This window comes from Pseudomonas kuykendallii (assembly GCF_900106975.1).
Taxonomy (GTDB): Bacteria; Pseudomonadota; Gammaproteobacteria; order Pseudomonadales; family Pseudomonadaceae; genus Pseudomonas_O; species Pseudomonas_O kuykendallii.
Genome location: NZ_FNNU01000004.1, coordinates 30,788 through 49,639, shown reverse-complemented (window position 1 = coordinate 49,639; position 18,852 = coordinate 30,788). Strand labels below are relative to the sequence as shown.

The 18,852-nt window shown below is 65.1% G+C and carries 17 protein-coding genes and 2 tRNA genes; 12 read left to right on the top strand and 7 right to left on the bottom strand.

The features are described 5' to 3' along the window. Positions 1–444, bottom strand: a complete 444-nt coding sequence (locus tag BLV15_RS13565; RefSeq protein ID WP_090229226.1) for a hypothetical protein — start codon at positions 442–444, stop codon at positions 1–3. 16 nt (positions 445–460) lie between these two features. Next, positions 461–1,672, bottom strand: a complete 1,212-nt coding sequence (locus BLV15_RS13560) for a pyridoxal phosphate-dependent aminotransferase (RefSeq protein ID WP_090229224.1) — start codon at positions 1,670–1,672, stop codon at positions 461–463. 170 nt (positions 1,673–1,842) lie between these two features. Between BLV15_RS13560 and msrB the strand changes: the two genes are divergently transcribed. The 3 genes from msrB (at position 1,843) to BLV15_RS13545 (ending at position 3,344) form a co-directional block, all read left to right on the top strand. Next, the gene (msrB, locus tag BLV15_RS13555) at positions 1,843–2,241 is read left to right on the top strand and encodes a peptide-methionine (R)-S-oxide reductase MsrB (protein ID WP_090229222.1); all 399 of its coding nucleotides are present in this window, start codon (positions 1,843–1,845) and stop codon (positions 2,239–2,241) included. Positions 2,242–2,406: 165 nt separating this feature from the next. Beyond that, positions 2,407–2,892 (top strand): glutathione peroxidase, encoded by a 486-nt coding sequence (locus tag BLV15_RS13550; protein ID WP_090229219.1) that lies wholly within the window; start codon positions 2,407–2,409, stop codon positions 2,890–2,892. Next, complete coding sequence (locus BLV15_RS13545) at positions 2,889–3,344, top strand: MarR family winged helix-turn-helix transcriptional regulator (protein WP_245728197.1); 456 nt, start codon at positions 2,889–2,891, stop codon at positions 3,342–3,344. Before BLV15_RS13550 ends, BLV15_RS13545 begins: the two co-directional genes overlap by 4 nt. 11 nt (positions 3,345–3,355) lie before the next feature. On the opposite strand, the gene BLV15_RS13540 is transcribed toward BLV15_RS13545, so the two are convergent. Continuing rightward, positions 3,356–5,668 (bottom strand): hybrid sensor histidine kinase/response regulator, encoded by a 2,313-nt coding sequence (locus BLV15_RS13540; protein ID WP_090229216.1) that lies wholly within the window; start codon positions 5,666–5,668, stop codon positions 3,356–3,358. A 101-nt stretch (positions 5,669–5,769) separates the two neighbouring features. Between BLV15_RS13540 and BLV15_RS13535 the strand changes: the two genes are divergently transcribed. Together BLV15_RS13535 and BLV15_RS13530 are read left to right on the top strand one after the other, a co-directional pair. Next, positions 5,770–6,660: an ATP-binding protein gene (locus tag BLV15_RS13535; RefSeq protein ID WP_090229213.1), complete on the top strand. Its 891-nt coding sequence runs from the start codon at positions 5,770–5,772 to the stop codon at positions 6,658–6,660. Further along, the gene (locus BLV15_RS13530) at positions 6,657–7,139 is read left to right on the top strand and encodes a GAF domain-containing protein (protein WP_090229211.1); all 483 of its coding nucleotides are present in this window, start codon (positions 6,657–6,659) and stop codon (positions 7,137–7,139) included. Before BLV15_RS13535 ends, BLV15_RS13530 begins: the two co-directional genes overlap by 4 nt. A gap of 9 nt (positions 7,140–7,148) precedes the next feature. Here BLV15_RS13530 and BLV15_RS13525 read toward each other — a convergent pair whose 3' ends face one another. After that, positions 7,149–7,919, bottom strand: a complete 771-nt coding sequence (locus tag BLV15_RS13525) for a hypothetical protein (protein WP_090229208.1) — start codon at positions 7,917–7,919, stop codon at positions 7,149–7,151. Between the two features lie 220 nt (positions 7,920–8,139). Between BLV15_RS13525 and BLV15_RS13520 the strand changes: the two genes are divergently transcribed. Further along, positions 8,140–8,215: transfer RNA gene (locus BLV15_RS13520), tRNA-Glu, on the top strand. Positions 8,216–8,217: 2 nt separating this feature from the next. Next, positions 8,218–8,293 (top strand) — tRNA-Gly (locus tag BLV15_RS13515). A 117-nt stretch (positions 8,294–8,410) separates the two neighbouring features. Here the strand turns inward: BLV15_RS13515 and BLV15_RS13510 are convergent. After that, complete coding sequence (locus tag BLV15_RS13510; RefSeq protein WP_090229206.1) at positions 8,411–9,430, bottom strand: patatin-like phospholipase family protein; 1,020 nt, start codon at positions 9,428–9,430, stop codon at positions 8,411–8,413. Positions 9,431–9,712: 282 nt separating this feature from the next. Between BLV15_RS13510 and BLV15_RS13505 the strand changes: the two genes are divergently transcribed. Together BLV15_RS13505 and BLV15_RS13500 are read left to right on the top strand one after the other, a co-directional pair. Continuing rightward, positions 9,713–11,632 (top strand): gluzincin family metallopeptidase, encoded by a 1,920-nt coding sequence (locus BLV15_RS13505; protein WP_090229204.1) that lies wholly within the window; start codon positions 9,713–9,715, stop codon positions 11,630–11,632. A 4-nt stretch (positions 11,633–11,636) separates the two neighbouring features. Further along, positions 11,637–13,085 carry an MBL fold metallo-hydrolase gene (locus BLV15_RS13500; RefSeq protein WP_090229200.1) on the top strand — a complete coding sequence of 483 codons (1,449 nt, stop codon included), beginning with the start codon at positions 11,637–11,639 and terminating at the stop codon, positions 13,083–13,085. A 117-nt stretch (positions 13,086–13,202) separates the two neighbouring features. Here BLV15_RS13500 and BLV15_RS13495 read toward each other — a convergent pair whose 3' ends face one another. Together BLV15_RS13495 and BLV15_RS13490 are read right to left on the bottom strand one after the other, a co-directional pair. Next, on the bottom strand, positions 13,203–13,610 hold the full coding sequence (locus BLV15_RS13495) for a PA2817 family protein (protein WP_090229198.1): 408 nt from the start codon (positions 13,608–13,610) through the stop codon (positions 13,203–13,205). Positions 13,611–13,716: 106 nt separating this feature from the next. Next, positions 13,717–16,164, bottom strand: coding sequence for an acyl-CoA dehydrogenase (locus BLV15_RS13490; protein ID WP_090229196.1), 2,448 nt, complete (start codon positions 16,162–16,164; stop codon positions 13,717–13,719). Positions 16,165–16,418: 254 nt separating this feature from the next. Here BLV15_RS13490 and BLV15_RS13485 point away from each other — a divergent pair, with 254 nt between their 5' ends. From BLV15_RS13485 to BLV15_RS13475, 3 genes are all read left to right on the top strand, one after another. Beyond that, positions 16,419–17,039 (top strand): glutathione S-transferase family protein, encoded by a 621-nt coding sequence (locus BLV15_RS13485; protein ID WP_090229193.1) that lies wholly within the window; start codon positions 16,419–16,421, stop codon positions 17,037–17,039. Between the two features lie 83 nt (positions 17,040–17,122). Beyond that, positions 17,123–18,055, top strand: a complete 933-nt coding sequence (locus BLV15_RS13480; RefSeq protein ID WP_090229191.1) for an ABC transporter ATP-binding protein — start codon at positions 17,123–17,125, stop codon at positions 18,053–18,055. After that, positions 18,052–18,831 carry an ABC transporter permease gene (locus BLV15_RS13475; RefSeq protein ID WP_090229188.1) on the top strand — a complete coding sequence of 260 codons (780 nt, stop codon included), beginning with the start codon at positions 18,052–18,054 and terminating at the stop codon, positions 18,829–18,831. Before BLV15_RS13480 ends, BLV15_RS13475 begins: the two co-directional genes overlap by 4 nt. The last annotated feature ends 21 nt before the right edge of the window (positions 18,832–18,852 follow it).

Below are 18,852 nucleotides of genomic sequence, written 5' to 3'. Positions count from 1 at the left end.
TCATTCGGCGCAGGATGTCGGCGCACGGTCGAAGATCAGCCGGGCCAGCCGGGCGATGCGCTCGCTCTGGCCTTCGGCCAGCGCCTCGCGTAACTGATGGGCGAGGGTGCCCTGCACACGGCGCACGGCCGCCGGCAGTTCGGCGCCGCCGGCCACATGCGGCACTGGCCTGGACAGGCGCAGGAAGCCCTTTTCGCTGAGCACCGCCTGATCGAGGGCTTCGTAGCGGATGCTCGACTCGTAGCGGATATAGCCCTCGTCGGCGAGCCAGATCAGCGCGCCGAGGCAGCTCTGGTGACGCTTGCTCGGCAGGCCGAACTCGTCGGGCTCCTCGAAGCCGATGAGGTCGACGACGTACAGCCCCACCTTGCGCGGAAACGCCTGATAGAGCAGCAGCATGCCGGCGGCGGCATCCTTGTAGAACTCGTCGATCTGCAGATCCATCAGGCGCCCCGCTGGCTCATTGGCGATAGGTCTTGAGGAAGTTGCCGATACGCCCGATGGCCTGTTCGAGATCGTCGACGCGCGGCAGCGTGACCACGCGGAAATGGTCCGGCCACGGCCAGTTGAACGCGGTGCCCTGGACGATCAGCAGTTTCTCCGAGAGCAGCAGGTCAAGGACGAACTTCTCGTCGTTGTGGATCGGGCAGACCTTCGGGTCGATCCTCGGGAACGCGTAGAGCGCGCCCATCGGTTTGACGCAGCTGACGCCTGGGATGTCGTTGAGCAGCTCCCAGGTGCGGTTGCGCTGTTCCAGCAGGCGGCCGTTGGGCAGTACCAGGTCGTTGATGCTCTGGTAGCCGCCCAGCGCGGTCTGGATCGCATGCTGGCTCGGCACGTTGGCGCACAGGCGCATGTTGGCGAGGATATCGAGGCCCTCGATGTAGCTCTGCGCATGCTGCTTGGGCCCGGAGATCGCCACCCAGCCGGAACGGAAACCCGCCACGCGGTAGGACTTGGACAGCCCGTTGAAGGTCAGGCAGAGCACGTCCGGCGCCAGCGAAGCGGTGGAAATGTGCACCGCCTCGTCGTAGAGGATCTTGTCGTAGATTTCATCGGAGAACAGCGCCAGCCCGTTCTGCCGCGCCAGTTCGACGATGCCCTCGAGCACTTCCTTGGAGTACACCGCGCCGGTCGGGTTGTTCGGGTTGATCAGCACGATCGCCTTGGTGTTCGGCGTGATCTTGGCCTTCATGTCGGCGAGGTCGGGGAACCAGCCGGCCTGTTCATCGCATAGGTAGTGCACCGGCTTGCCGCCGGAAAGCGCCACCGCGGCGGTCCACAGCGGGTAGTCGGGGGCCGGGATGAGCACCTCGTCGCCGTTGTTGAGCAGCGCCTGCATCGACATCACGATCAGTTCGGAAACGCCGTTGCCCAGGTAGATGTCCTCGATTCCGACGCCTTCGACCTGCTTCTGCTGGTAGTACTGCATCACCGCCTTGCGTGCGCTGAATAGGCCTTTCGAGTCGCTGTAGCCTTGCGCGGTGGGCAGGTTGCGGATCACGTCCTGGAGGATTTCCTCGGGCGCCTCGAAACCGAACGGCGCCGGGTTGCCGATGTTCAGCTTGAGGATGCGCTGGCCTTCCTCTTCCAGGCGCTTGGCGTGCTTGAGCACCGGGCCGCGGATGTCGTAGCAGACGTTGGCGAGCTTGTTCGATTTGCTGAACTGCATGAGGCTGGATGTCCCGAATGGCGCGGCGGACGGTCGCGCTTGGAGGAGGGCGGAGAGGGGGCGGGCCGCAACCCGGACGCCAGGCCGCTGTCGAAAGTCAGGCATGATACGTCCGGCCCGATGACCGGAAAAGGTACAGCCCGGGCTTTTTTCCGCTACGAGGTAACCCCATGGATAAGCTTGAAAAACCCCTGGACGCCTGGCGCGAGGAGCTCTCCGACGAGCAGTTCCACATCTGCCGCCTGGGCGGTACGGAGCGCCCGTTCACCGGCAAGTACAACGACAGCAAGACGCCCGGCCTCTACCGCTGCGCCTGCTGCGACGCCGCGTTGTTCGACTCCGAAACCAAGTACGACTCCGGTAGCGGCTGGCCGGCGTACTTCCAGCCGGTGTCGCCCGAGGCGATCCGCGAACTGGAGGACTTCAGCCACGGCATGCACCGTGTCGAAGTACGCTGCGCGCGCTGCGACGCCCACCTCGGCCACCTGTTCCCCGATGGTCCGCGCCCGACCGGCATGCGCTACTGCATCAACTCGGCGTCGCTGAAGCTGGAACCGCGCGACGCCTGATTCCGGCAGACGCACCGCCTTCCGTAGGGTGGGCTTCAGCCCACCTTACCTGGCGCTGTGACGTAGCAATTGGCGAACTGAAAAGGTCCTGCGGATCAAGATAAATTGTGTGCAATTCAATTGATTGCTATGTTTCGCCTTCTTCCCTCGATAAGGACAACGACCATGGGCGACGTACTCCTCGACATACCCTGCACCACCATCAAGGGCGAACAGAAATCCCTCGCCGACTTCGGTGGCAAGGCCCTGCTGGTGGTGAACACCGCGAGCAAGTGTGGCTTCACCCCGCAATACCAGGGCCTGGAGAAGCTCTGGCAGGATTACAAGGACCGTGGCCTGGTGGTGCTCGGCTTCCCGTGCAACCAGTTCGGCAAGCAGGAACCCGGCGACGAGAGCGCCATCTCCGAATTCTGCGAACTGAACTTCGGTGTCAGTTTCCCGCTGTTCAAGAAGGTCGACGTCAATGGCGCCGCCGCGCACCCGCTGTTCGTCCAGTTGAAGAAGCGCGCTCCCGGCCTGCTCGGCAGCCAGGGCATCAAGTGGAATTTCACCAAGTTCCTGATCGGCGCCGATGGCCAGCTGGTCAAGCGCTTCGCGCCCACCACCAAGCCCGAGGAACTCACCGGCGAGATCGAGGCGCTGCTCAAGTGAGTCCAGCCGAGGAGGCCGGTCTGGCGCTGGATCAGCAGGTCTGCTTCAAGCTGTACGCCGCCTCGCGGGCGGTCATCCGTGGCTACAAGCCGATGCTCGATGCGCTCGGCCTGACCTATCCGCAGTACCTGGCGATGATGGTGCTCTGGGAGTGGCAGGCCAGCGACCCCGGGCAGCCGACGGTCAAGGCGTTGGGCCAGCGCCTTATGCTGGATTCCGGGACCCTGACGCCGTTGCTCAAGCGCCTCGAGCAACTCGGCCTGGTGCGCCGGCAGCGCGCCGTTCGGGACGAGCGGGAAGTGCACCTCGGTCTCACCGAGGCTGGCCTGGCCTTGCGTGGCCAGGTTCCGCCGGTGCAGCAGCGCCTGCACTGCATGGCGGATGTGGATGCTGGTGAGCTGATCGAGCTGCGCGAACGTCTGGACCGGCTGCTGCACCTGCTCGATCGCTGAAGGGCGGTTCGCTAGTGGGCGGAGGGTGAAAACCAGGTGTCGAGCATCGCTGCCAGTTCTTCGCGGCGGAACGGCTTGGCCAGGTAATCGTTCATCCCGCAGCTGCGGCAACGCTCGCGTTCGTCCGGCAGGGCATTGGCGGTGAGCGCGATGATCGGCAGGTCGGCCCAGCGTCCGTCGCGACGAATTCGCCGGCTGGCTTCGTAGCCGTCCATCACCGGCATGTTGCAGTCCATCAGCACCAGATCGACGTCCTGCTCCTCCAGGTACGCCAGCGCTTCGGCGCCATGTCCGGCAACGGCCACCTCGCAGCCCAGCTTGCCGAGCATGCCCTTGGCCACGAGCTGGTTGACCGCGTTGTCTTCGACCAGCAGCACCCGTGCGCGGCGCAACGGCTTTTCCTCGCGCTGCTGTGGGTCGACGTTGGTCGGCTCCTGGCCGAGCAGGCGTGACAGCGACTGCGCGAGTGCGGCGCGCGACAGCGGTCGTGCCAACTGCTCGAGCGGTGCCAGGTGCGCCGTTTCCTCGGTCGGCAGGAAGTTGCCGTAGGCCGTGATCAGCAGCAGCGGCGCCGAGGTTTCGGCTCGCAGGCCAAGCAGGTTTTCCGCGCGATCGCTGATCAGCAGATCGACCTGCGTCCCGGAGAGCGACTGCGAAGGGTCCTGGCGCCGGTATTCCAGGCCGAACACCGGCAGCCAGGTATCGAGGAGTTCATCCAGGCCGCTGTCGGCGGCGATCTGCGCGACGACCCGCCCGTTCATGCGGTGGACGGGCGCGGCGAGCTGGTGCGCCGGCAGTGGCAGGTCGACGATGAACTGGCTGCCCTCGCCTTCGCGCGAATCCAGCTCCAACTCGCCTTGCATGGCTTCGCAGAGCCGCCGTGCCAGCGCCAGGCCGAGCCCCGTGCCGCCGTACTGGCGGGTAATGCCGGCGCCGCCCTGGGCGAACGGATGGAAGATCCGCGCCTGGGCCGCGGGCGGGATACCGATCCCGGTGTCGCGGACGATGATGCAGACACCGTTCGCGCTGGGCCGGACCTTCACATCGACGCGACCCGTGCGGGTGAACTTGAGCGCATTGGAAAGCAGATTGCTGACGATCTGCCTGACACGCGTCGGATCGCCCAGCAACTGGCTCGGCAGCCCCGGCGAGATCAGGCAGGTCAACTCCACGCCGGGGCTGGCGTTCTGTGACAGCAGGCTGGCGGTGTCCTCCACCAGGCTGCCCAGATCGAAGGGAATCCGCTCCAGCTCCAGTTGCCCGGCCTCGAACTTGGACAGGTCGAGGATATCGTTGAGCAGTTCCACCAGGACCTTGCCCGAATCGTGGGCAATCGACAGCTGTTGGCGCTGCTCGGTGCCGAGCGGGCCGTCCATCGACAGCGAAAGCATCCCCAGCAGGCCGTTCAACGGTGTCCGGATTTCGTGGCTCATGTGGGCGAGGAAGGCGGCACGCGCCTGAGCGGTTTCCTGGGCGGTGCGCTTGGCGGCCTGCAGGTCGCGGTTGGAGGCCGTGAGGCGCGCGTTAGCCGCTTCCACTTCGGCGGTGCGCGCCGAAACGATGCCTTCGAGTTCGCCGAGGTAGTGCGTCAGTCGATTCTCGGCTTCGCGGCGCTGCTCGATCTCGGCACTGGTCAGCTGCAGTTGCTGATTGATGGCCTGCACCAGCACGCCGATTTCGTCGTGCTCGTGGCCCGCCGGAAGTTCCAGCCGTTGATGCGGATCGCGCGGGTCGCGGGTGCTCAGCGCGCGCGCCAGGCCGGCCAGCGGCTTGGTCAGCATGGCGTAGAACATCACCAGCAGGATCAGCGAAAGCAGCAGGCTGCGGGCGAAGCCGGAAAGAAGGGTGATCAACGAGCGGCGCAGGAAGTGGTCGCCGAAGGCATAGGTGTCGACTTGCAGACGCAGCAGACCGAGGTTCTCGCCGGGGTCGTGGTCGACGAACAGGGTCGATTCGAAGCCGCGGTGCTCGCCAAACAGCATGTCGCTGAATAGCCGATAGCCGTCGACATGCGGTGTCCGGCTGACGCTCGCCAGGGTCACCCCGTCGTTGTCGATGATTTCCGCACGGATCACGGCGGGGGATTGCAGCAGGCCTTCGACCAGTTCCTGCGCCAGTTCCGCGTCGATGTTGTAGGCGATGCGCGCCGCGGGGTTGTGGGCGATTTCCAGCAGCGTCTGCATCTCGCGATCGATGGACGCATCTTCGCTGGCATAATCGACGCCAACCTGGATCAGGCTCAGTAGCGTGCCGAGAATGAATGCTACCAGTACCGTCAGGCTGGCCTGCTTGAATGACAAGCGGTCGGTGAACGATATATCCATGGGTAGCGGCCAACTCGAGTCCGTCGCCGTCCAAGCATAGCCCAATCAATCGCGTCGCCGGCATCGCTCGGCGCGTCATCGACGAGTCGCAGGAGTATTCGATGGAACCCCGTTTGTCCGCCTTTCTGGAACGTGCCGAAAGCGTCCTGGCCCGCCTCGATCCGCTGCTCCCTGCGGTGCGCCCGCCGCTCGACTGGAGCCAATGCCTGGCCGCGCGCTGGCAGCGCGAAGGGCGCTCCGGTTTCCTGTTGCCGTTGCAGGTCAGCCTCGACCTGAACCTCGACGACCTGATCGGCGTCGACCGGCAGCGCGAGCAACTGGCGCGCAACACCCGGCAGTTCCTCGACGGCCTGCCGGCGAACCACGCCTTGCTCTGGGGGGCGCGCGGCACCGGCAAGTCGTCGCTGGTCCGGGCGCTGTTGGCTGAAAACGCCGCCGCCGGCCTGCGCCTGATCGAGATCGAGCGCGATCACCTGGCCGATCTGCCGCGGGTGGTCGAGCAACTGATGCGTCTGCCGCAGCGTTTCGTGCTGTTCTGCGATGACCTGTCGTTCGAGGCGGGCGAGGGCGACTACCGCGTGCTAAAGAGTGTGCTCGACGGCTCGCTGGAGCGCGCGCCGGAGAACGTGCTGCTCTACGCCACCTCGAACCGCCGCCATCTGGTGCCCGAGAAGCAGAGCGACAACGAGAACTGGCAGATGGTGGATGGCGAGCTGCACCCCAACGAGGCGGTGGAGGACAAGATTGCGCTGTCCGACCGCTTCGGCCTGTGGCTGTCTTTCTACCCCTTCACCCAGGAGCATTTCCTCGATGTCGTGCGCCACTGGATCGGCAGCATGGCAGAGCAGGCGGGCCTGCAATGGCATTGTAGCGAGGAGCTGGAGAAGCAGGCGATCCGCTGGGCTTCGGGCCGTGGCAACCGCAACGGGCGCTGCGCGTACCAGTTCGCCCGCCAGTGGGTCGGGCTGCAACTGCTGGGGACCGAGGCATGATCGCGCTCGACGAGGTTGGCCAGGGGCTCGAAGGCTACGGCCTGCTAGCGGCGCAACTGGAATCGCTGCTGGCCGGCGAGCGCGATTTCATCGCCAACGCTGCGCAGTTCTCGGCATTCCTGTTTCACGAGCTTGGCGCCCTGAACTGGGCGGGATTTTACCTGGCGCGTGGCAAGGAACTGGTGCTGGGGCCGTTCCAGGGCAAGGTGGCCTGCGTACGGATTCCCTTCGGGCGTGGCGTCTGCGGCACCGCGGCGGCAAGCGGGAAGACCCAGCGGGTCGAGGATGTGCATGCATTTCCGGGCCACATCGCCTGCGACAGCGCCTCGAACAGCGAACTGGTCATTCCATTGCTCAAGGACGGGCGACTGATCGGCGTGCTCGATCTGGACAGCCCCGACCTGGCCCGCTTCGGCGAGGCGGACCAGCAGGGCCTGGAGCGCCTGGCGGCGATCTTCCTGCGGCTGACCGACTGCTGAGCGCAGTCCTCAGTCGTAGATTTTCTTCTTCTGCCAGACGTCATCCTCCTCCAGCTGCGACAGGCCGGCATTCAGCTCGGTGTTTTCTTCCAGATGCGGCTGGTCGGAGGCGAGGATCATCGCTTCGGTCTGCGCCAGCTGTTGCTCCAGCTTCTCGCGCTCCGCCTTGTACTGCGCGACGTTGGGCTGCTTGCGCAGGAACTGCACGCCACGCTCGTAGGCCAGCCGCGCCTGACGCGGCAGCTTCTGTTGCAGCGCCTGCTGGCCGAGGTTGGTGAAGAATTCGATGTGGAGCAGCACCAGAATGTGCCGCACGTTGGCGATCCACTGCTTGGCATCGTTGGCCGAGAGCAGGCCTTCCTGGGCGGCGCGGGTGATCTGCCCGTGCAGGGTTTCCAGCTGGAAACGCACTTCCTTGGCCTGACCGTCATTGTTGATCGGCTGCGGCGGGTTGCCCGGGACTATGCCTTCACCCTGGGCGAACAGCGGCTGCAGGTAGGCGATGCGGGCGCGCAGCTCGGCGTTGTTCTTGTCGACCGTCAGCAGCCGTTCGCTGAGCTTGAGCTCCAGCCCGACCAGCAGCAGCTTGAGCGACGGCGTCATGTACTGCCCGGGGAAGACCTCCGACAGATCGCCGATGCGACGGGTGCGGTCCGTGAGGTCAGCGCGCAGCCGCGCTTTCTCCAGCGCATTGTTTTCCACCATGTGGTTGATGTAGCCGATGCCCAGCAATAGCAGGATGCCGGCGGCTACCAGGACCGAAATGACGATGGGTGACATCTTCTTCACCTTAGTAGTGTGCGCGTTTTGCCCGAGTGTAGAGACTTGACGTGTCATCCGATAGTGGCGCGCTGACAGCAGTTGAAGTCGTTGATTTAAAAAAATATTTGAAGGGTGCTTGACGACCTTTCGAAGGCTAAATAGAATGCGCGCCACTTCCAGCGTGAAGCCAAAAGCGAAACGCCGGAAGCCGGAAAAGAAGTTGTAAGTTCCGGGCTGCGTCCCCTTCGTCTAGTGGCCTAGGACACCGCCCTTTCACGGCGGTAACAGGGGTTCGAGTCCCCTAGGGGACGCCATTGCGGGAATAGCTCAGTTGGTAGAGCACGACCTTGCCAAGGTCGGGGTCGCGAGTTCGAGTCTCGTTTCCCGCTCCAAATCTGCAGTCAGGCTCACCAAAGCCTGATAGCCAAAAAAGGCGGCCTCCGGGCCGCCTTTTTCGTTTCTCATTCTTCCCATGCGCGGTTCTCTCCCGCGCGGCGTCCCCAGCGAAGCTAGCCGGCCAGCAGTTCCGGTGCGTACCTCTCGAGGCGTGCTTTCACCAGTGCGGCGCCATGCCGGGTGAGTACGTTCATTTCCGCTTCGGACAGCCGCCTCAGGTTGGTATCGATGGCCGAGGCGAAAGCGGCGTCGCCGGCCTGGGTCTCGCCTTCGGTGCTGTCTATGGAGAACCACATCGGTTTCGGCCCGACGCCGGCCAGAGCGCGATGCTCGAGGCGGTCGAATTCCAGGCCACGTATCTGTTCCATCATGATGTCCAGCCCGGCCTTCAGGACGATGGCGCCGGATTCCGTTGGGCGGCTGTCGAGAGCGAAGGGTTTGCCGCCGTCGCTGACGATCAGGTAGTCCAGTGCATTTCTCTTCGCCAGCAGCGGGTTGATGCCCATGTTGTCGTAGACGCCACCGTCGGTCAGGGTCACGTACTCCATGGCGAACTCGGCCCTCGGTTGGTAGCGGTCGGGTCCTAGGCGCAGGGGCGGGAAGACCGGTGGAAACGCCGAGGACGCCGCGACTGCCAGGCTCAGGGGGAAGGCCGGAGCTTCAATCACGCCGAGTTCGTATTCGCCGAGTTCGCTGGGTTTGCCGCCGCCGGAAACGAAAAAGAACAGGTTGCCGGTCGCCAGGTTGGTGGCGTTCAGATAGAGGCGTGGGCCCGCGCTCAAGGCCGCCAGCGTCTTTCCGCCGACCAGATGCTTGTCGTAGGAGTCGGCGAGTTTCTCCAGGCGGGTCTCGAAGATGTCCAGGGCGCCACCAATGAACGAGGCCACCGCGATCGATTGGGTGCGCAGGTAGCTGTCGAGCGGCCCCAGCCTGTTCTGCGCCTGCCAGTTCAGCGCCACGCTGGCACCGGCGATGCTGCCTCCGCTGACGCAGCTGATCAGGTCCAGCTTGCCGAGCAGGCCGAGCGCCTCGAGCTGGCGCATCACGCCCAGATGAAACGCCGCCGAGCGAAATCCTCCGCCGGACAGCGCCAGCCCGATGCGTTTGCTTTGTCCATTCAGCTCGATCGCCATGTCGATGTCCTCTGTGGCTGCGGGTGCCTCTGGCCAGAAGCGCGGACATCGCTGGCTCAAGCAGGGAGATAGGCTAGCAGCGCGGCTGCGTCCGCCAACGGCTGGGGCGGGCAAAATCGTCATACAGCTAGTCGATGTGGCGATAACGATGAGGCCTAATCGGTCTATGAACGGCTTTTGACAGCGGTCTGATTCGACTCTTGACTGCAAGCACCCCGGCAGCGCTTGGGTCTTCCTGCCGTTCACCACGCTCGGTCAATGCCGTTGGCAAGGAGGCATCCGATGGGCAACTCCGAGTACCTGCGACCGGCCATGCGCAAGCTGCGCGTGTACGCCCTCGATCCACAGGCCTCGACGCTGATCGAGACGGCGCGGATCAACCACGCCACGGTGTCGATTCCCTGGGAGGAACGCTGGGAGGAGGGCATTTCGCCGGGGCCGGTGAACGAATACCTGGAGGTCATTGACGTCGATCCCGCCAGCGACCAGTTCTACCAGCCGGTGGACCTCAACCACCCGCATCTGCTGGCGCAGGATGGCCTGACGCCGTCCGAGGGCGATCCGCGTTTCCATCAGCAGATGGTATTCGCCGTGGCCATGAAGACCATCAAGCTGTTCGAGCGGGCGCTGGGGCGCAAGATCTTCTGGTCGCCCATCTGGAATGGCGAGCAGTACCAGCCGGTGCCGAAGCTGCGCATCTATCCGCATGCGCTGCGCGAGGCCAACGCCTATTACAGTCCGAGCAAGAAGGCCCTGCTGTTCGGCTACTTCAAGGCGTCGCTGAGCGATCCGGGGGTGAACCTGCCGGGCGGTTGGGTGTTCACCGCGCTGTCCCACGACATCATCGCCCACGAAACCACCCATGCGATCCTCGACGGGCTGCACCGGCGTTACATCGAGTCGACCAGCGTCGACAGCCTGGCTTTCCACGAGGCATTCGCCGACATCGTCGCACTGATGATGCATTTCACCCTGCCGGAAGTCGTTTCCAGCCAGTTGGCGATGCGCCGCGGTCGCCTGTCCGAACGTTCCTGGCTCACCGGGCTGGCGCGCCAGTTCGGCGAGGCGACCGGGCGCTACGCGGCGCTGCGCGAAGCCATCGACGACAAGAACGGCGACCAGTTGCCCGATCCCACATTGCTGGCGACGCTGACCGAGCCGCACGAGCGGGGCGCGATCCTGGTGGCAGCCATCTTCGATGCCTTCGTCACCATCTACGAGCAACGCACGGCGGACCTGATGCGCCTTTTCGGTGGCGACGAGCAGAATCCGCGGCCGCTGGCGCCCGAACTGATCGACCGCTTGACCCGCGAGGCGGTGAAGTCCGCCGATCATGTGCTGCGCCTGTGCATCCGCGCGCTGGATTACCTGCCGCCGGTGGACGTGCACTTCGGCGAGTTCCTGCGCGCCATCGTCACCGCCGACACCGATCTGGTGCCGGACGATCCGATGCACTACCGCCTGGCGGTGATCCAGGCGTTTCGCCGCCGCGGCATCCTGCCCGACCGGTGCCTGTCGCTGGCGCCGGACAGCCTGCTTTGGGAGTCGCCCATCGACCCGCCGGCGGTGGACGAGTTGCTGCAGTTCAAATACTCGGCACACGGGAAAACCGCCGCCCAGTTGCGGTTGACGCCGCAGTACCAGCGCGACAAGGCCTTCGCCCAATCCGAGGAGAACCGCCTGCTGGTCTGGCAGTGGCTGATGCGCTCCCAGGCCAGCGACCCGCAATGGGAGCGCACGCTCGGTGTCTGGTTCATGGCCCGCGAGGCGGCCGAGGGCATCGCCGGTTCGCTGTTCCCCGGCACGCGCGGGCACGCCAGGCAGCCTGCCGTAGAAGTCCACTCGGTGCGCACCAGCCGGCGCGCCGGGCCGGACGGGCAGGATCTGCGGCAACTGGTGATCGAAATCACCCAGCGTCGTCGCGGCTACTTCTCCGAAGAACGACAACTGGCGCAGGACGCTCTCCCGCTGGCACCGGCGGAACCCGGTAGCTGGGATTTCACCTTTCGCGGCGGCGCCACGCTGATCATCGATCTGCGCGACGGCTCGCTGCGCTACGTGATCCGCAAGCGCATCGACGACGGTGTTCGCCTCGATGCGCAACGCCATTTCCTGCAGTCCGGGCAGGCCGGACTGGCGATGACCTACCGGGGGCCGCGCAAGCAGGACAATCCGTTCGCCATGACTCACCGCGGAGTCTGACCCCATGGGCACATCCATTCCCAACGGCTCCATGGCGGTACGCATGTACCGCGGCATCCTCGGTGACTGCTTTCTGCTGCGCTACGGCCAGGCCGGACGCGACATCCACATCCTCATCGATTGCGGCGTGCTGCAGGGCGTGAAGGGCGCGAAAGAGCAAATGAAGCGCATCGTCGACGACCTCCACGCCACCACCGGCGGGGTGCTGGATCTGGTGGTGCTGACCCACGAGCACCACGATCACCTGTCCGGTTTCCTCTACGAGAAGGAGCGCTTCTTCGGCGACGCGTTCACCATCGACGAGCTCTGGCTCGCGTGGACGGAGAACCCGAGCGATCCCCAGGCGATCCGTCTGCACGCCCGATTCGACAAGGTGAAAAGCGCGCTGGCGAAAGTTACCGCGATCGCCCGTTCCAGCAGCGCCTTCAGCCAGGACCCGAGGATCGGCACGGTGGCGGCGCTGGCGGAATTCATCCCGTCTGCCGACGGCGGTGATGCAGTAGGCGCCAAGCAGTCGATCATCGAACGGCTGCGGCGCAAGGCGGGCGGGCAGGCAACGCGCTACCTGGAACCGGGCGACGTGGTCCGGCCGCGGGCGGCACCGACCCTGAAGGTCAACGTGATGGGGCCGCCGCGCGACGAGCAGCGCCTGCGCAAGGACCTTCCCTCGGCGGGCGCCGGCAAGGAGGTTTACCTGAGCAGTCTCGACGAGGCGATCGCGTTGGAGGACCACGCCCTGCGGGCGCTGGGGGAACCCGTGGTGGAGCAGGGTTCGCCTTTCGCCCAGCCGCATCGGCGCAGCCGAGAAGAGGCGCGAAAGGCGGGGACGGCCCGGCCTTCCGGTCCTTTGGCGAGCATCGAGCAGCGCTACTTCGACGACGCCCAGGCGTGGCGGAACATCGAGGACGAATGGCTCGACAGCGCCGAGTGCATTGCCCTGAAGATGGATTCCGACACCAACAACACCAGCCTGGTGCTAGCGTTCGAGTTGCCCGATGGCCAGGTACTGCTGTTCCCCGGCGATGCCCAGGTCGGCAACTGGATCTTCTGGGGCGACCAGACCTATCCGCGCGCCGCCATCGATGGCGAGCCGGCGCCACAGGTGCTGGACGACATCCTGCGGCGGGTCACGCTGTACAAGGTCGGCCACCATTGCAGCCACAACGCCACCGCCAAGGCCCTTGGCCTCGAGAAGATGACCGACTCGCGCCTCGTGGCGATGATCCCGGTGGTCGCGGCCGTCGCCGAGGGCAAGGGCTGGCAGATGCCTTACCCGGAACTGCTGACGGCGTTGCAAGCGCGCACGCAACGCCGCGTGCTGGTCGGCGACAGCGATCCCGAGCGCGAGGCCGGTATCTTCGCGCAGAACCCCACCAGCAGCCGCGCGCCGGCGGAGCTGAGCTATGCGCAGGATGGGTTGTGGGTCGAGCTGGGTATTCGCTGCGTGGTATGACGCGCCGATGATTGGGCCTGATTTCGGCGATGCCGGCCGGCCGCCTGAAGGCGAGCACCCCGCAGACAAAAAAAGGCCCTCGCGATCGATTCACGAGGGCCTTTTTTGGCGCGCTCGTTAGTGCTTGGCGGTCTGCTCGGGCAGCGACAGGAGTTGGCGCTCCTGGCCCCAGTCGAAGGGTTCACCTTTCTCTTCGGCTGCGAAGCGGCGTTCCTCGAGGTCCTGGAACTGGGCGATTTCCTCCTCCGGCATGAAATGCAGGCAGTCGCCGCCGAAGAACCACAGCAGATCGCGCGGCACCAGGTGAGCGATCTGCGGGTAGCGGTGGAACACCTGGCAGATCATGTCCTGGCCGAGGTGGCGTTCCTCGGGGATGTTCGGCAGCGCCTTGACCAGCTCGTCGAAACGCTCGACGAACAGCGCATGGCTTTCATCCGGAATCTGTTCGGCCTCGCCGAGCGCGATCAGGATGCCGCGCAGGTGGGCCAGCAGGGTCAGGTTGTGATTGATGTATGAAGTGGCCATGGGATACCTGTGAAGTGGGGCACGCATCATAGCGGGGCCGCGTAGGCCAGGCCATGTGGCTAGCCGATGTGGGCCGGGTTACCCCGGCCCGGCGCGCCGTTGGGATTCAGCGCACCTTGTCGGCGCTGGGCAGTAGGTCTTCCTTGGCGAAGTCGTCGACGTCGATCACCGCGCGTCGGGCGATTTCAGCCTGGTGCAGGGTGTGCGCCTCCTCGCTGCTGAGCACGCCAGCCTCAAGGGCGGCATCGATCGGGTTCTGCCCGGCCTTGGGCTGGAACTGGTCGTCCTTCAGCGCCTTGTGCAGTTTGCGCGAGGTGGCGTGGCTGGACGCGAGCAGGTCGAAGGCGTGTTTCAGGCCGCCCACCGCGTCGTTCGGGTCCTGCGGGCGGAAGCAGCCGTCGAGCAGTTGCTCCAGCGCCGGGTCGCCTTCGGGGCGACCGAGGATCGCGGCTACTTCGGCGTCCAGCTCGTCGCTCGGGCCGGGGTGACGGCGACCGAAGGGGAACACCACGAGGGTCAGCAGGGCACCCAGCAGGCGGTTCGGGAAGTTGGCGAGAATGCCCTCCAGCGCCAGTTCCGCCTTGCCCAGGCATTCCTCCAGCGACCAGCTCAGCAACGCCTGTTGCTCCGCCGGGTAACCCAGATCATGGAAGCGCTTGAGCGCTGCCGAGCCCAGATACAGGTAGCTGAGCACGTCGCCGAGGCGCGCGGAGAGCCGTTCGCGGCGCTTCAGCTCCCCACCCAGCAGCATCATGCTGAGGTCGGCGAGCATGGCGAAGGCGGCTGCCAGGCGGTTCAGCGAGCGGAAATAGCGGCGCGACAAGCCGCGCCCCGGCGCCTTGCCGAGCAGGCCGAAGCTGAGCCCGAGCACCAGCGTGCTGGCGGCGTTGCTGACGGCGAAGCCGATGTGCTGCATCAGCAGGCGGTCGAATTTCACCAGCGCCGCGTCGCGGTCCGGTTCGTGGACCAGGGCCATTTCCTTGAGCACGAACGGATGGCAGCGAATCGCGCCCTGGCCGAAGATCATCAGGTTGCGCGACAGGATGTTCGCGCCTTCAACGGTGATGAAGATCGGCGCCGCCTGCCAGGATCGGCCGAGGTAGTTCTTCGGCCCCATGATGATCCCCTTGCCGCCGTGGATATCCATGGCGTGGGCGATGCACTCGCGACCGCGCTCGGTCAGGTGGTACTTGAGCACCGCGGAGAGCACCGAGGGTTTCTCGCCCAGGTCGACCGCATTGGCGGTGAGCACGCGGGCGGCATCCATCAGCCAGGCGTTGCCTCCGATGCGCGCCAGCGCTTCCTGGATGCCCTCGAATGCCGACAGCGGCACGTTGAACTGTTCGCGGATCTGCGCGTAACGCCCACTGGCGTAACCGGTGGCCTTGGCCGCGCTGGTGCCCACCGCCGGCAGCGAGATCGAGCGTCCGACAGACAGGCAGTTCATCAGCATCATCCAGCCTTTGCCGATCATTTCCTCGCCACCGATGATGTAGCTCAGCGGGACGAAGACGTCCTTGCCGGAGTTCGGACCGTTCATGAACGCCGCGCCCAGCGGGACATGGCGGCGGCCGATCTCGACACCCGGCGTGGAGGTCGGAATCAGCGCCAGAGTGATGCCGAGCTCCTCCTGCTCGCCGAGCAGATGGTCCGGGTCGTAGGTCTTGAAGGCCAGGCCGAGGAGGGTGGCGACCGGCCCGAGGGTGATGTAGCGCTTTTCCCAGGTCAGGCGCAGGCCGAGCACTTCCTGGCCCTCCCACTCACCCTTGCAGATGATTCCGCTGTCGGTCATCGCGCCGGCGTCGGAGCCGGCATGCGGGCCGGTGAGGGCGAAGCAGGGGATATCCTGGCCGCTGGCGAGGCTTGGCAGGTAGTGGTTGCGCTGTTCCTCGGTGCCGTAGTGCAGCAGCAGTTCGGCCGGACCGAGGGAGTTGGGCACCATCACCGTGGATGCCAGGTCGCCGCTGCGGGTGGCCAGCTTCATCACGATCTGCGAGTGCGCGTAGGCGGAGAAGCCCTTGCCCCCATACTGCTTGGGAATGATCAGGGCGAAGAAACCGTTGGCCTTGATGAAGTCCCAGGCTTCGGGCGGCAGGTCCATGCGCTGGGCGATGTCCCATTCGCTGACCATGGCGCAGAGTTCGTTGGTCGGCCCCTCGATGAAGGCGCGTTCTTCGTCGGTCAGCCTGGGCGCAGGATAGTCGAGCAGCACGTCCCAGTTGGGCCGGCCGCTGAACAGCTCGCCGTCCCACCATACGGTGCCGGCATCGATGGCTTCCTTTTCGGTGGCCGACATCGGCGGCAGCACCTTCTGGAACCAGTTGAACAGCGGCCCGCTGAACACCCGGCGGCGGAAATCGGGCAGCAGCAGCGGCACCGCGATGGCCAACCACAGCAGCCACAGGACCAGCATGAGCAACACCGGCGCATCGCCGGAAACGCCCATGGCGACCAGGTAGACCGCGACGACGGCGAGGGACGGCAGTGGCGATACGCGCCAGTGGGCGAGCAGGGCGATGCCGACGACAAGAACCAGCAACCAAACGACCAGCATGTGAAGTCCTCCGTGAAGACAGCATTCGAAGGCAGTGCTGTCTGGAACTGGCCGCCACCGTTCGTGGTGGCGGCAGGAGCGGTTCGAGCGGATCGCCATGGTGCGATCCTGGGTGGATCATCGTCCATCTCGAGCCGACCGCTTCGTGGATAGTGACCCCCGGCGGATAGGGGAGTTCGCCCATCGTCATGGCCCATGACGGTCTCGGGGAAGGTAGACTTCGACCATTGCAATGGAACGAGCCGAGGTACGTGATGCTGAAGATCTGGGGCCGCAAGAACTCCAACAACGTGCGCAAGGTGCTCTGGTGCGCCGAGGAACTGGGCCTGCCGTACGAGCAGATCGACGCCGGTGGCGCCTTCGGCGTGGTCGGCGACGCGGAGTACCGGGCGAAGAACCCCAACGGCCTGGTCCCGCTGATCGAGGACGACGGTTTCGTGCTCTGGGAGTCGAACGCCATCGTCCGCTATCTGAGCGCCAAGCATGCCGACGGCGGATTGCAGCCGGCGGAACTGCAGGCGCGCGCCAGTGCCGATCGCTGGATGGACTGGATGACCTCGTCGCTGGCTGCGCCCTACCGCACGGTATTCTGGGGAATGCTGCGCACTGCCGAAGCCGACCGCGACGTCGCCGCCATCGAAGCGGCGCGTAGCCTCTGCGCCAAGCTGCTGGCGGTTCCCGAGCAGGCTCTGGCCCGGCAGCCGTGGCTGTCCGGCGAGGCGTTCGGCATGGGCGACATTCCACTGGGAAGCTTCATCTACGCCTGGTTCGAGATGCCGATCGAACGGCCCTCGCTGCCCCATCTGGAAGCCTGGTATGCGCGTCTGCGCGAGCGTCCGGCCTTCCAGCGTGCGGTGATGACGGCGCTCACCTGAGCGCCGCTCCAGGAAATACCCGGTTGCAATCGGAACCTTCCGCCCCTATCTAATCCACTCTCTTTCTCGCGCGTGCATCCACTATGAGTTCTGCACTGTCCATCCGGCAGTTGACCAAGACCTACGGCAACGGCTTCCAGGCGCTCAAGGGCATCGATCTGGAAGTGGCCGAAGGCGATTTCTTCGCCTTGCTCGGCCCCAACGGCGCCGGCAAGTCCACCACCATCGGCATTCTCTCGACCCTGGTGAACAAGAGCGGCGGCACGGTCAACGTGTTCGGCCACGACCTCGACGCCCAGCCGTCGGCGCTCAAGCGCTGCATCGGCGTGGTGCCGCAGGAGTTCAACTTCAACCAGTTCGAGAAGGTCTTCGACATCGTCACCACCCAGGCCGGCTATTACGGGATTCCGCTGCGCCAGGCCCGCGAGCGCGCCGAGGAATACCTCACCCAGCTGGGCCTGTGGGACAAGCGCAACGCCGCGTCCCGCGAGCTGTCCGGGGGGATGAAGCGGCGCCTGATGATCGCCCGCGCGCTGGTTCACCAGCCGCGCCTGCTGATCCTCGACGAGCCCACCGCCGGCGTGGACATCGAGCTGCGTCGTTCGATGTGGAGCTTCCTCACCGAGCTGAACAAGAAGGGCATCACCATCATCCTCACCACGCACTATCTGGAAGAGGCTGAACAGCTGTGCCGCAACATCGGCATCATCGACCACGGGCAGATCGTCGAGAACACCAGCATGCGGGCGCTTCTGGCCAAGCTGCATGCGGAAACCTTCCTCCTCGACCTCAAGGAGTCGCTGCTGATCGAACCGCAGCTGGAGGGTTATCCGGCGCGCCTGATCGACTCGCACACCCTCGAGGTGCAAGTCGAGAAGAGTCTCGGCATCACCGACCTGTTCGCCCAACTGGCGGCGCAGAACATCGAGGTGCTGAGCCTGCGCAACAAGACCAATCGGCTGGAGGAGCTGTTCGTGTCTCTGGTCGAACAGAACCTGGCGAAGGTGGCGAAATGAGCGGCGAACTGCGTCCCAACCTGGTCGCCCTGCAGACCATCGTCTACCGCGAAGTACGGCGCTTCCTGCGTATCTGGCCGCAGACGCTGCTGCCCCCGGCGATCACGATGGTGCTGTACTTCGTGATCTTCGGCCGGCTGATCGGCGCGCGTATCGGCGAGATGGGTGGCTTCAGCTACATGGAGTACATCGTGCCCGGGCTGATCATGATGTCGGTGATCACAAACGCCTACGGCAACGTGGTGTCGAGCTTCTTCGGCGCCAAGTTCCAGCGCTCGGTGGAGGAACTGCTGGTTTCGCCGGTATCGCCGCACATCATCCTCATCGGCTACGTCATCGGCGGCGTCCTGCGTGGGCTGGCGGTGGCGGCGATCGTCACGATGCTGTCGCTGTTCTTCACCCACCTGACGCTGCATCACCTGGGCATCACGGTGCTGGTGATCTTCCTCGCGGCGACGATCTTTTCGCTGTGCGGCTTCGTCAACGCGGTCTACGCGCGCAACTTCGACGATATCTCGATCATCCCGACCTTCGTGCTGACGCCGCTGACCTACCTGGGCGGGGTGTTCTATTCGATCCATCTGCTGCCGCCGTTCTGGCAGGTGGTGTCGCTGGCCAACCCGATCCTGCACATGGTCAACGCGTTCCGCTACGGCATCCTCGGCGTATCCGACATCCATATCGGCACCGCCGTGGTGTTCATGCTGGGCGCGACCGCGGTCCTTTATCTGGTGTGCATCCGCCTGCTGGTGAGCGGTCGCGGCATGCGCCAGTGAGCGGGGGCGGTCGCTGATCCA